General features: G+C 39.9%; 12 protein-coding genes. 7 read left to right on the top strand and 5 right to left on the bottom strand.

Annotation, left to right across the window (positions count from 1 at the left end; all coding sequences use genetic code 11):
- Positions 1-37 precede the first annotated feature (37 nt).
- The 3 genes from IM479_RS01865 to IM479_RS01855 form a co-directional block, all read right to left on the bottom strand.
- The gene (locus tag IM479_RS01865; protein WP_287687267.1) at positions 38-1,414 is read right to left on the bottom strand and encodes an MlaD family protein; all 1,377 of its coding nucleotides are present in this window, start codon (positions 1,412-1,414) and stop codon (positions 38-40) included.
- Positions 1,415-1,535: 121 nt separating this feature from the next.
- On the bottom strand, positions 1,536-2,315 hold the full coding sequence (locus IM479_RS01860) for an ABC transporter ATP-binding protein (RefSeq protein ID WP_061433001.1): 780 nt from the start codon (positions 2,313-2,315) through the stop codon (positions 1,536-1,538).
- 27 nt (positions 2,316-2,342) lie between these two features.
- Complete coding sequence (locus tag IM479_RS01855; RefSeq protein WP_286824985.1) at positions 2,343-2,975, bottom strand: 2OG-Fe(II) oxygenase; 633 nt, start codon at positions 2,973-2,975, stop codon at positions 2,343-2,345.
- 191 nt (positions 2,976-3,166) lie between these two features.
- Here IM479_RS01855 and IM479_RS01850 point away from each other — a divergent pair, with 191 nt between their 5' ends.
- Together IM479_RS01850 and IM479_RS01845 are read left to right on the top strand one after the other, a co-directional pair.
- Positions 3,167-3,412 (top strand): helix-turn-helix domain-containing protein, encoded by a 246-nt coding sequence (locus IM479_RS01850; RefSeq protein WP_002749478.1) that lies wholly within the window; start codon positions 3,167-3,169, stop codon positions 3,410-3,412.
- The gene (locus tag IM479_RS01845; protein ID WP_287687266.1) at positions 3,393-4,163 is read left to right on the top strand and encodes a hypothetical protein; all 771 of its coding nucleotides are present in this window, start codon (positions 3,393-3,395) and stop codon (positions 4,161-4,163) included. The genes IM479_RS01850 and IM479_RS01845 overlap by 20 nt, the downstream gene beginning before the upstream one ends.
- Here the strand turns inward: IM479_RS01845 and IM479_RS01840 are convergent.
- Positions 4,155-5,495, bottom strand: a complete 1,341-nt coding sequence (locus IM479_RS01840; RefSeq protein ID WP_287687265.1) for a DNA cytosine methyltransferase — start codon at positions 5,493-5,495, stop codon at positions 4,155-4,157. The genes IM479_RS01845 and IM479_RS01840 overlap by 9 nt on opposite strands.
- Before the next feature lie 173 nt (positions 5,496-5,668).
- Between IM479_RS01840 and pheT the strand changes: the two genes are divergently transcribed.
- Entirely contained in the window at positions 5,669-8,104 is a 2,436-nt protein-coding gene (gene pheT, locus IM479_RS01835; RefSeq protein WP_287687263.1) for a phenylalanine--tRNA ligase subunit beta, read from the top strand.
- A 420-nt stretch (positions 8,105-8,524) separates the two neighbouring features.
- Here the strand turns inward: pheT and IM479_RS01830 are convergent, their stop codons facing one another.
- Complete coding sequence (locus tag IM479_RS01830; RefSeq protein WP_287687261.1) at positions 8,525-9,880, bottom strand: helix-turn-helix domain-containing protein; 1,356 nt, start codon at positions 9,878-9,880, stop codon at positions 8,525-8,527.
- A 246-nt stretch (positions 9,881-10,126) separates the two neighbouring features.
- Here IM479_RS01830 and IM479_RS01825 point away from each other — a divergent pair, with 246 nt between their 5' ends.
- From IM479_RS01825 to IM479_RS01810, 4 genes are all read left to right on the top strand, one after another.
- Complete coding sequence (locus IM479_RS01825) at positions 10,127-10,312, top strand: hypothetical protein (protein ID WP_002754073.1); 186 nt, start codon at positions 10,127-10,129, stop codon at positions 10,310-10,312.
- A 55-nt stretch (positions 10,313-10,367) separates the two neighbouring features.
- Entirely contained in the window at positions 10,368-10,772 is a 405-nt protein-coding gene (locus tag IM479_RS01820; RefSeq protein WP_041804150.1) for a hypothetical protein, read from the top strand.
- Positions 10,773-10,788: 16 nt separating this feature from the next.
- Positions 10,789-11,097, top strand: coding sequence for a hypothetical protein (locus tag IM479_RS01815; protein ID WP_287687258.1), 309 nt, complete (start codon positions 10,789-10,791; stop codon positions 11,095-11,097).
- A 127-nt stretch (positions 11,098-11,224) separates the two neighbouring features.
- Positions 11,225-12,328, top strand: coding sequence for an ATP-binding protein (locus IM479_RS01810; protein WP_287687257.1), 1,104 nt, complete (start codon positions 11,225-11,227; stop codon positions 12,326-12,328).
- The last annotated feature ends 168 nt before the right edge of the window (positions 12,329-12,496 follow it).

Below are 12,496 nucleotides of genomic sequence, written 5' to 3'. Positions count from 1 at the left end.
TCAGACTTTTTTTCCTAACCCCTTACCCCAAATTCTGCTACTCAGATTCAGGTTTCTTAGCGTCTTTTTCTGGGGTATTAGCGGCGGGATTTGGGGCTATTGTCGCAATTTGGGCGGCCATTCTTGTCATTGCTTGACCTTGGGCGAATTCCTGCTGTAGTTGTTCGCTAGAAGAAACCAAACGACTTAAACCCTGAATTAAACGAATAATTTCCTGTCGCAGTTGCGGATTACCGGTAATTTCATCCACATCCGAGGTGATTTTCTGAAGATTGGCAAAAGCAGCGCGAGAGGAGTCGAGGAGTTGCTGTAGGGTGACAACAGTGGCAGGATCGGAGAGATAAGCGGTAAAATTACCCAAATTTTCGCTTAATTTAACAGCATTTGCCGAAATAGTGTTTAAATTCTCAATAATTTGGCTTTTCTGCACTTGCGTCAGGATGGGATCTAAAGCAGCGAGAGTAGTTTGTAGGCGATCGCTAGTAGTTTTGATACTATCGAGAGTGGCAATTAAACGATTTTGATTAGCTGCCAAAAAAACCCGCAGTTCTTCGGTAGTTTGGCCCACCAAAAGCAGCGTTTTTCGGGCCTCCACTAGAGTAGCGTCTAAATTTCTCAGGCCGCCACTTCCCTGTAAACTTCTCAGTAAAGTAGTCGCTTCCTGACTCAATCCCCCGACACCGGAAAGATCACTAGAAAGGCGATCGAGGGAACCGGATACTTGGGGTAAGGATTCTAGGGATCTCATCCCCGAATTAAGTTTACCTAGAGTACCGCTGCGACGAACCTCGCTTAAAGCGGTGGTTGCCTCACCACTAAAGCGATCGAGTCCCCCCAAGGCATTAGCAGCGCGTTGGGTAAAGGAACGAAATCCGGCCACCATATCGGGATCACTAACTAGATTAGAAATTCTCAGTAAAGATCTGATCAAGGTATTGACATTTAGCGCCGATTGCCCTTGTAAACGGGAACCGTTACAGATAATCACTTCCCCATTGCAGTTAGGACTCAAAGGGGGTTCTTTGACACCACCGACGGGTAAAGCTTGCAGGGGAGTAATATCGATCGTGGTTTCACCGACTAAACCGGATTGAATGGCTTCGATGAGGGAATTACTGGGAATTAGGCGATCTGCGGGCGAAATCTCCACTTCTACGGCGACTCCCTCCGGTTCTGGGGTAATTGCCGTCACTTGCCCGATTCTCACTCCCCGATAACCGACGCGGGTTCCCACCATCATGCCACCCACATTAGGAAAAAGGAAGGTGACTCGATAACTGCGTCCCCCGAAGCTAAAATTACTTAACCAGGCGATAAACCAGATTAATATTCCCCCCGATGCCAGTAACATTAAACCGATACCACTTTGCCGCAGAGTTGGGGAAATCCCCTGTTGTGAACCGCCAGCTTCCATAAATAATTACTCCTCATCTCTAAAAAGTATCTTACAGGAGAAATCGGGGGATTTCAGCGATCAGTGATTAGTGATCAGATGCGAGTTATCAGTTCACTGATTACTGTTTACTGTTTACTGATCACTGAATTGGTCCGTCGATACTGCCGGTAAAAAATTGCTTGAGTACGGGGATTTCGGAGTGATAAGCCTCTTGAGTCGGTCCAACCCATTGAAATTGACCTTTATAGAGAAAAACGATGCGATCGGTGGTATTTTCGATGGTGCTGTGGACGTGGGTGACAATGAGATGGGCCCCACAGGCTTTTTTGACTTTGAGAAGTTCCATAATTACCGTCTGGATGCGGGTAGAAGCGACGGGATCGAGTCCGGCAGTAGGTTCATCGTAAAGGAGAATGTTCGGTCGATCGGCGGCGATCGAGGGATCGCTGATAATTGCTCTGGCTAAACTGACGCGTTTTCGCATCCCTCCGGATATTTCAGCTGGATAGAGGTCGTAGGAACCGGACATTCCCACTAAATCCAGTTTTTCTTCCACTAAATCCCGGATTTCGGCTCGTTTTAGCTTTGAGTGGCGATAGAGGGCAAAACCGACATTTTCCCCAACAGTGAGGGAGTCAAAAAGGGCTGATTGTTGGAAAACTAGACCAACACCGAGGGGATCTTCCCCTTGTTCTACGGTTCTCTGCCGTTTTGTGCCGTATATGTACACTTCTCCCCGATCAGGGGCCAGTAATCCGGCGACTAGGCGCAAAATCGTCGATTTTCCCGTACCAGATGGACCGATCACACCGATCGCTTCTCCTTCGTACACTTTTAGATCGACGTTATTTAAGATCACTTTCTTGCCGAAAGCTTTGGTTACTCCCCTTAATTCGACGATCGGTTCGCGCATCACCATCTAGAATATCTTTACAAAAATGCCCTTTTATTGTAGGGCAACGACCCGATCTTTCTTTTTTTTCTTTTCTGGTTTCATGGTTCGCGATTCTATCTGCATTTCGGGAATCTCGCGCAATTCTTCGGCATCTAAACGATATTGTTCGCAGACAAGACTCAGACGAATACCAGAACAGCTAACGGGATTAACTGAATGGGTGAGATCTCCTTGAAAGAGGATCAGGGTGTTAGTACGAGGACGAATCTGGGCCACGGAACGATTGCCTGTTGCTAGTACCAGTTCCCCCCCTTGAATATCTTTAGGAACCTGCACATAAAGGACGCTAACTAGGAGCGGAGGATCGATCGTTTTACAATAGGATCGCAGGGAGCGATCGATATGGGGATCGACGCGTGAACCGGTTTGTAGGAGTAAGGGATTAAGATAAAAAGCGTTGCAGTCAGCTTGTAAACTGCGATCAAGATAGGGTTTAAAATAGGGAAAAATTCGTTCTACTGCGCTGATTTGTGTGCGTCGAAAAGCGATGGAAAAGCCTTTGGTTTTAACGAAATCTCGATTTAAATTGTTAACTGTGAAGTGGGGACAAGCGAGAATCTGTCCTTGTAGTTCGCTCAGATAACTGGGAGTAAAAGCGTCGGGATATTGGGAATAGTAAGGCACGGATAGAATCGCAACGGGATGGCAATCTTTAGGATACATTTTTAGTCAAACACAAAATCAGAGTTTTTGCCGCTCCCGAATATAGGTTTATTCAGAATCAGCTTTTGTGACTTATAGTCCGTAGATTAATAGTCATCATAGAAGGAAAATGGACTGTAGAGAATTTCAATATCTTCTTTGGTAGTTTATATATGGCAGGAAAGCTAGTCACTGCTGTTGCTGTGACTGTAAGAAAATTGCGGAAGAAACGTAATCTGAGTCAAGAAGCTTTAGGGTATAGGGCTAATCTTGACAGAACCTACATATCTGGAGTTGAAAGGGGAGTAAGAAACATTACTTTAGACTCCTTAGAACAAATTATTTCAGCTCTGGACATGGATATTGTTACTTTTGTCAATACTGTTGCGGAAGAAATTAATGAGTTATATCATAAATAAACATTCTGATACCAGCTTTTTCTCAAAACAAGGTCAGAAAATAACTATCGATAAAGTCATATTTGAGCATTCATTAGTTGAATGTCATTCTGTTGTTAAAAAAATCGTCCAAGATATACCAGTAGATATATTTAGAATTCTAGGTATGAGGAATCTTTCCGCATTTATTGGTGAGCTATTTGCCATAGAATTTGCCAATAAATCCCAGGGATTATTTATCAACAATCCGCATCAAGACGGCTATCCAGATTTGCTGTTAATGGATAAAAATGGCAAAGTTTTTTTTGAACAACTTTCCCAAGAAAGACGAATGCGAGATAAGTCTCCATTTAGTCCATTTGCTAATGGGGGAGTAGAGGTTAAAGCCACTTGTGGCAGTGTTCCTACACCAAGAGAATTAAAGAAGACTGGAAAAGAAAAACCCGATATGGGAGACACAAGAATCGAGGTAATGAAAAGCTATGATTGGAAGGCTCACCATAGAGAAACTAACAATCTTATTGGCATTCTCTGGGATTTTGAGAAGACTATACCTCAAATAGTTGCTGTATTTTTTGGCAACAACTTAACTGACAATGATTGGGGGAAAATTGTTCAGCCAAAAGAAGGCGGTGGAAGAACAACTAGCGTCTCAATTATGTCACGACAAGGCGTTAAGAAAATGTATAAAAACTGGATTATGATCAAGAATGACGATAGATATATTAATTTTGTCAACAAATATAACAAAGACAATTTAATTTCAAAATAGACAGAGCTGCTCATATTTTTCCTTGATTTGCTCCTCAAGAGAACAATCATCATTGAGGATGGATACTAAATGATCAAATATTTTTTGTAATCCAGCAGGTGGGATACTTTCGCCAATTAACTCTCTAATTAGTTTATCACTAACTCTTTTGTCATCTGCCCGTTTCCATGAAAATGGGTATTCGGTAATTGTATGAAGAATCATTGCTTCATACAGAGATAATACTCTATTTTGAATAGGATGTAGTTTATTGTCACTACAAGCATAGGAGAGATTTCGTGTAATTGTACTGGCTGGTGCGTCCCAACTCATTCTTTTATAGGCACTGGTATAACCTTTCATCAACCTGTATTTTCCATCTTCTTTAACCCATGGACGAGGAAGAATGTGTCCACATTTAAGGCAGTAAAGGGGGGTTTCTGTACTAGCTCTATTAATTCCTTCATTATTTTTGCGTGCGCTGTGTGTTGGATTACCATTATATCTACAAACAGGGTTAATACATTGATTATCAAATGAACTTTTTTCTTCTGGTGTATTACTGATCCAAAAATATTTTTCTTCATCTAATAGGGGTACATAGTGATATGGTATATCATCGGATTTAGCAGTTTCTGTTCGTTGAGAGTCAAGCGGTGGTAAATGATATATTGCGTCTCGAACAGTTTTCCATCTAGGAAGTTCTAATCCTTCTTTACTATGAGTTGGTTTAGGAAAAAGAGAATTGTTCTTTTTTAAATAATTCTTCAGTTTCTCATTTTTAGTAAATATTGAAATAAGTCGTTGACGATTCTGCGGGACTCCATAATCAGCAAAATCTATAATGCTAATCGAACTGAAAAACTTATCACCGATACGCTGTTTTATATAATATAAAATATTTACTAAATAATCGTCTTTCTCGGGAAAGGGTATATAAGTATTTTGCATTTCTGGCACATTTTCCATGACCAGTGTTTCTGCTCCACTAGCCAGAAAAACTTCTAGGGTGGGAATGATTAATAAATTTCTCTGGTCGATTTCATTTTTTGAGCCTTTACGAATAGAATTAAGCAGCTTACCTCTGCCATTTTTAGACATACCTTGGCAGGGAGGAGTCGCAAAAACAATGTCTAAATTTTGTCCAGAGAGTCGCTGCTTTGTTTCTGCAACTATCTCATTTTTTTTATCCCATATATCTCCAATAATCATTAATGATTCTGGGTGGTTAAATTTAAATACTTCTGCACGATCTTTCAATAATTCATTCGCCACTACAACTTCAAATCCCCCAGAGCGAAGAGCCATATCTCCAATTCCACCACAGGCAAATAGACTGATTGCTTTCCTCATCGATTTTCTTACTCCATGTAACTTATAGTCTATAATAACAATTGGCTGAAGGCAACTTTTAAAAATGAGTATCCCCAGCAAACCTGAAAGCGATCTTTCCTGCTGTCAACCCTAAATCATTGACTACCCACGGTTTACAATAGTTAAGAACCAACGGCAAGCAAGAATTAACGATGCGGATTTCGATCAACTGGTTACGAGAATTAGTCAAAGTCGCCCAATCTCCCCAAGAATTAGCCGAATTATTGACAATTGCGGGAATAGAAGTGGAAGAGATCGAGGATCGCCGAGAATGGGCAAAGGGTGTGGTTATTGGTAAAATTATCGATCGCCAACCTCATCCCAACGCAGATAAATTAAGTGTCTGTCAGGTGGATATCGGTCAGTCAAACCCTAGTACAATTGTCTGTGGCGCGCCCAATGCTAGGGCTGATATTCTAGTTCCCGTGGCTACTTTGGGAACCTATTTACCCAAAATCAATTTAACGATTAAACCGGCTAAATTGCGGGGGGTAAAATCGGAAGGGATGATCTGTTCCCTCGCGGAATTAGGATTAACTAAAGATTCTGAAGGAATCCACATTTTTAGCCCGGAAAATCTCCCTTTAGGTACAGATGTTCGTCCCCTCTTAGGACTTGATGAGGTGATTTTAGATATTTCTCCCACCGCTAACCGCGCCGATGCTTTGAGTATGATCGGAGTCGCGCGAGAAGTGGCGGCTTTGACAGGAGGAGAATTAAGCCTACCAAAAGTGAAATTAGGGGAATTTTCCCCTAAAAAAGATTTATCTCTGGAAATAACCGAAAATAAAGCTTGTCCTGCTTATATTGGTACGGTGATCGAGGGGGTAAAAATTAGCCCATCTCCGCTATGGTTGCAACAGCGTTTACAGGCTGCCGGACTGCGATCGATCAATAATGTGGTCGATATTACTAATTATGTCCTCTTGGAGTGGGGACAACCCTTACACACTTTCGATCGCGATCGTTTACAGAGTTTTGCCGGAGGTAAATCCGTTACTATTGGGGTACGTTTTGCCGAGGAAGGGGAAAAAATTATTAGCCTTGATGGTCAGGAAAGAAGCTTAAAAGAGCTTAATTTATTAATTACTGCCAATAATAAGCCTGTAGCTTTAGCGGGAGTGATGGGAGGTCAAGATACGGAAGTTAACGAGGAAACCGTTAATCTTGTGCTAGAGTCGGCTTTATTCGATCCGATCGCCATCCGTCGTTCCTCAAAAGCGCAGGGTTTACGCAGCGAATCTTCCGGACGCTATGAACGCGGTGTTAATCCCGCCGCTTTGGAATATGCTTGTCAAAGGGCGATCGATTTGATTCTAGAGTTAGCTGGGGGAACTGTCAGCAGTCAGGTTAAAGCTGATTATCGCGCTGATCAGTCCAGTCGTTCGATCGAATTGCGTTTACAACGTTTACAGCAAATACTGGGTCAAGTTACCCTAGATAATGGTGCGATCGGTGAAATTCTCGCCGAAGATGTGGAACGGATTTTAGGCAATTTGGGCTGTGAATTGCAGTTAACCTCAAAAAACCCTGTTCTGTGGACTGTGACAGTGCCAGACTACCGTTATCGGGATTTAGAACGAGAAATTGACTTAATTGAAGAAGTGGCGCGACTGTACGGATACGATCGCTTTGTCGATACTTTGCCGGCAAAAACCGCAGCCGGAGGATTATCCTTTGAGGAAACTATCCAGCGTCGGCTGCGGGAAGCTTTTCGAGCAGTCGGTTTGACGGAATTAGTCCAGTATTCCCTAGTTAAACCAGAATTAGCGGAAGTTGTCCTCGCTAATCCCCTTTTTGTCGAGTATTCTGCTTTGCGGACTAATCTCCTCGACGGTTTAATCGAAGCGTTTGAGTATAATCAGTCTCAGGGTAACGGTTCCTTAAATGGCTTCGAGATCGGGCGAGTTTTCCGCTTAGAATCGGATAATATCAACGAATACGATGCAATTGCCGGTATTTTCGGCGGTGATTTCTTCCCGGCCGGACGTTGGCTGCGATCGGGTAAAGAGGTAGCCATGACCTGGTATGAAGCAAAAGGCATTTTAGAAGCAGTATTCGATCGCCTTTCGCTGACAGTAAGCTACGAAAAATATGCCGAAGATGCGCGTTTTCATCCCGGACGAACAGCATCTTTATGGATTGGTAAACAACGCCTAGGTATATTCGGTCAACTACACCCGCAATTGCGTCAGCAAAAGGGATTAATTGAGGCAGTTTATGCCTTTGAAATCCAGTTCCCGATCCTGTTAGCAACTCTTAGCGATAGTGCCAAAATTACCCCGCGTTTACAGGTCTATTCTACCTATCCGGGAGCGGCACGAGATATCGCCTTCTTTGTTTCCACAGATATACCCGTAGATAGATTGACAAAAACTATCAAAAATGCTGGAGGTAATCTCTTAGAAAAAGTCGAATTATTCGATCGCTATCAGGGGCAGAATGTGCCAGAAAATCATTGTAGTTTGGCCTTTAGTTTAGTCTATCGTGCCAGCGATCGAACTTTAACCGATGAAGATGTGGAACCCTTAATGACAAAAGTGCGAGAAGCTTTAGTTAAACAGTTCCAAGTTTCTTTAAGAAGTTAAATTCAGTTATCAGTTATCACTTATCAGACATCGACTTTATAAGTAGGTAGGCGTTAAAAATTATCAGATGCCCCCCTTATTAAGGGGGATCCCCCCGCCTATCGGCACCCCCCTTATCAAGGGGGGCAGGGGGGATCGAACCTAAAATCCATTTTTAATTTAATTATAACCAGCTATTTATTATCTCAAGAATAATCTCACACATCGCTATCAATATCGCTGATTGCCTCTAATCGTTACCAATCAGTTTGAGAGGTTGGAAGGGTTCTTTTTTTGACTCGATCTTCTTTAAGAGGTATTACAATCAACATGGGTACATTCAGAAAAGTTAATGGGTGTATCCATTGATGGATAAGGGTTTTTTGGCTATTCTAGTAGATGTGTATGGGGGGAAGTTCAGAGCTAACTTAATCAAAAAAATTAAGAGCGATCGCTTTTGACATACTCTTTAAAAATAGATGATAATTGAAATCGGTTTTGCTCCCTTTGAATTAAATAACGTTGTTGCAAGGATTGTAAACCATTGATTAAATCACTGACAGATAAATCTAGGTTATTTTTTAACTCCTCTCTAGATAAAGGTTGATCAACTTTACTTAATTCTAAGGCGATTTGTTGAGCAAGGGGAGAACAGCGACCAAAAATTTGTTTTAAATGAGACTGCATTTTTTTTGTAATAACTAAGCTATTTTCTGCCAAAAAATCGTTAACCTTGCCATCAAAAACATCTTTAATCAAAACGGCAATATCGGTTAAATAAAAAGGATTACCTTCGTATAATTGAATTAATTCTAACCATCTTTTCCCATCTTGTAAACCTTTATTTTTCAGAAAATCAATGGCTTCAAATCCTGATAATTCTAAGCATTGAGTAGGAGAATTTTCCTGATTAATATAGTTCATTTCTGCGGATTTTTCTTGACTAATGAGAATAAAATGACTCTGGTGTTGGATTTCTGCAATCAGTTTTAAAAAATGTTGATAACTGCTATATTCAGATTGATAATTACCCGCCATTTGACCAACAGCAAAAATATTTTGAAAATCATCTAAGACGATTAAACATTGATAATCGGTTAGAACTTCTAACAATTGCTGGATTTTGTTATCGGTGCTTTCTTTCAGTTCTTTTTGGCAAGTATTCAATAAATCATTTAGCCATAAATCTAAAGACTTGGGAAATTTTAAACTTTTCCAAATCACCACTTCAAATTGTTCTAAATTGAGATCAATAAATCGTTTAACTAGGGTGGTTTTTCCTATTCCCCATAATCCCAAAACGGCAATTAAGCGAGTATTTTGCTTAAACACCCAGTTCGAGACTGTTGCCAGTTCGTTTTCTCTATTATAAAAGTCAATAATTTGAGGAGCAAGGGTTAGATCATGATAGATTGATTCAGATTGAGAGTTATTATTACTATTTAAGTCATTTTCGTTAGACAATCTTGTATTTTCCGTAGTACAAAGATTATTATTATTGCCATTAATGCTATAAATATTAGAATTTTTTAATGATTTAATATACACTCTTTCTAAGACAGAACGAAAATTAGATTTTCTTATTTCTTCCCCAAAAGCATCCGATAAAAGCTTCCATAATTTAGCGCCTTCCTCTCTAATATGAGTCTCACTGCGGTGATATTCGTTACCTATTTCTTGATAACTCTGTCCTTGCCAACTCCCTTCAAAAATAGCCTTCTGGATAGTATTTAGCGGCTTTTTATCTCGCTCAATAAGGCGTTCGTCAATCAGTTGTAAGACTTCCGTGATATTCATACAATCGACACAGCAAAAGACTTTTGGGTATTATAGCCCAACTAAATCCCACTTTTTCCAATTTTCAGAAAAATTTACCCGACAAAACTCCCGATAAAATCCGATGTTTAGGGATTGTCACTTTTTGGAAGCGTTTGGCATGATGGAATGTAGTTAAGCAAAACAGACCTAAAACTAACCACATCTAACTCAGCGACGCTAGTTCTAAGTATTATTGCTTATGTCTCAGTTTAACGCAGGTATTTTATGACGAAGTTCGTTTTAGACAAATATGCGCTCGATTCTAAAAAATCAGAAGCTAAGGCAAAAATCGTCGGTTCATTGGGTTCAAATGCCTCAATTTCAGGGGATCAGATAGAAGTACCCAGTTATGACGCGAGTAAAGTGGTTCAGATTTTAAGTCAAGTTGGTATCAAGTATTCGGGGGGTTAGGTAATACTTATACCTTTATACCTTATTGTCATCGTTCACATCTGGAGATTTGATTATGATGTCAGATAATGAGCCTAAATTTGAAAAAATAGCTGAAAATTTGGAAAGATTCAAAGATTTTGTTAAAAGTATAGCAAAAGAACCGATATACGGACTTTTAGATACCTTGAGAGAAGGGGAACTTGCTTCTGATCATAGTGTATTCACTTATGTTGAGGCTTTGGAGTACGCTATTGACATAAAGTTGAAATATCCTACTGTAAAGTCAACCTTGCTCAAACTTGAGCGTTCATCTAAAGGATTGGTGATAACTCAGGTTTTTATAGACAATAAGGAAAAAATTGTACCCAAAAAAAGAGGTTATTTAGGTAGAAAAGTCAGTGCGAAAAAACTTGATGAGGAATTAGATGACATCTTTGGAAACGATGATAGTGTTGTGATTGATTTACCACAAAAATAAGTAAGGAGTGTTTACTATGTTGTTAGGTGGATTAGAGTTTGTACTATTGGGTTTCTTGTTTGGAGCAGCCGCAGTAGCCTTGGCTATTATCAGTATTGCTACTGTTATGGAGATCATCTCTGATTATTGGGATGACCTTGATGATGAAGTTCTCATAATTGCGCCTGAAGCTAGTTCGGAATTAGAAAAAATTGCTAAGCAAAAGGGTAGCAAGAAGCACAAGAGATTTGTGTACAACAAGTCAACAAAGGAGGCTTTACTCGTTGAAAGTAACTCAATATCAAATGAACTTGAAGACGAGGATGTAGTTTATGTCACGATTTAGGTAAGGCTGAGTAACAGTTAATTGCAACCGTGTAATACTTTATAGATGAGGGTAGTCCTGCCTAAAGTTAATCGAAAATTATCAAGGACTACTTTTTATTGTCAATACAAAAATTTAAGCAAACAACATGGAAGACGAAATTATATTTCAGGATATACCAACCACCACAGAAAGTGAAAAAGATTTTCTTGTTTTCAAAACCAGAATATATGCAGCTTGGCAAAGCTATTTAGAAAAAATCGGAAAAGAAAATTTACCTTTAATTGTTTCCTCAAGTGTAGATTTAAACTCCGTCAAAAATCTGAGCAAAAATAGTAACAAAGCGTCTGTCAGTAAAGCAAATTCTATTTCCCTAGAGGAAAGAGCGGAGCAGTATCGTAGCCAAAAGCCGAATTTTTCAATGGAACAATTAGTCGTTCCTGAATCAGTTAAGGAAGAATTACTAATAGCTAGTAAAATTTCAGTCCTTGAAAAATTAGTATTTGATGAGTGGGGATTAAGAAATATACAACCCTTCCCTTATTCTGCACTTAATTTCTACGGTTCACCCGGCACAGGAAAAACTTTGGCTGCGCACGCAGTAGCTTCTTACTTAGAGAGAAATATTTTACTGGTCAGTTATGCTCAGATTGAGAGTATGTATCATGGGGAGGGTCCTAAAAACGTTGAAGCCCTTTTTTATGCGGCTGAACGCGACAATGCCGTCCTTTTCATTGATGAATCAGATTCCTTGCTCTCTAAAAGATTGACTAACGTAACTCAAGGATCCGAACAGGCAATAAACTCTATGCGCAGTCAGTTACTAATTTCACTAGAGAGATTTCGAGGAATTGTCGTTTTTGCCACCAATCTAGTTGAAAACTATGATCCTGCATTTGAGACTAGGGTTCGTAATATATTTTTTCCAATGCCAGATCAAATTTGTAGAAACCTCATCTGGCAGAAACTTCTGCCAAAAAATTTGCCACTTCTAGAGGATGTATCTACCGAGAAGCTTGCTGAAATAGATGAAGTCTGTGGCAGGGATATACGTAATGCGATTATTGATTCGGCCTTAAAAGTTGCCATGAATAACGGTAGTACAATAGGTTATCGGGATCTTTCAGATGCGTTAGATGCTGTTAAGAAACGACGAGTCAAGCCCAATATTACTGTACATAAGTTAAATGAAGAAGAAAAACGAGCGATAAGTCTTGCAATAGCTGATAATGCTCAAGAAAATCCCATATAATTAATTAGTGCGATCGCTTTTCTGATCGGGTGCATTATACTTTGTTAATGCACCTTATTTGTTGTCTATAATTTAAAAGATTGAGATAAGGGCAGTTTGTTGGGTTGATTTTGCGTTAAAATTAAGTTAGATATGTCTTAATTGATGAAACTTAGCAAGACAATGAAT

The organism is Microcystis sp. M165S2, assembly GCF_020245885.1.
Lineage (GTDB): Bacteria > Cyanobacteriota > Cyanobacteriia > Cyanobacteriales > Microcystaceae > Microcystis.
Note: the sequence above shows the minus strand (reverse complement) of the source record. Positions and strands in the feature narration are given on the sequence as shown.

What these genes read in the sequence shown, in the direction of transcription:
- IM479_RS01865 (WP_287687267.1), bottom strand. Translation starts at nt 1,414, where the DNA reads ATGGAAGCTGGCGGTTCACAACAGGGGATTTCCCCAACTCTGCGGCAA.
- IM479_RS01860 (WP_061433001.1), bottom strand. Translation starts at nt 2,315, where the DNA reads ATGGTGATGCGCGAACCGATCGTCGAATTAAGGGGAGTAACCAAAGCT.
- IM479_RS01850 (WP_002749478.1), top strand. Translation starts at nt 3,167, where the DNA reads ATGGCAGGAAAGCTAGTCACTGCTGTTGCTGTGACTGTAAGAAAATTG.
- IM479_RS01845 (WP_287687266.1), top strand. Translation starts at nt 3,393, where the DNA reads ATGAGTTATATCATAAATAAACATTCTGATACCAGCTTTTTCTCAAAA.
- IM479_RS01840 (WP_287687265.1), bottom strand. Translation starts at nt 5,495, where the DNA reads ATGAGGAAAGCAATCAGTCTATTTGCCTGTGGTGGAATTGGAGATATG.
- pheT (WP_287687263.1), top strand. Translation starts at nt 5,669, where the DNA reads ATGCGGATTTCGATCAACTGGTTACGAGAATTAGTCAAAGTCGCCCAA.
- IM479_RS01830 (WP_287687261.1), bottom strand. Translation starts at nt 9,880, where the DNA reads ATGAATATCACGGAAGTCTTACAACTGATTGACGAACGCCTTATTGAG.
- IM479_RS01825 (WP_002754073.1), top strand. Translation starts at nt 10,127, where the DNA reads ATGACGAAGTTCGTTTTAGACAAATATGCGCTCGATTCTAAAAAATCA.
- IM479_RS01820 (WP_041804150.1), top strand. Translation starts at nt 10,368, where the DNA reads ATGATGTCAGATAATGAGCCTAAATTTGAAAAAATAGCTGAAAATTTG.
- IM479_RS01815 (WP_287687258.1), top strand. Translation starts at nt 10,789, where the DNA reads ATGTTGTTAGGTGGATTAGAGTTTGTACTATTGGGTTTCTTGTTTGGA.
- IM479_RS01810 (WP_287687257.1), top strand. Translation starts at nt 11,225, where the DNA reads ATGGAAGACGAAATTATATTTCAGGATATACCAACCACCACAGAAAGT.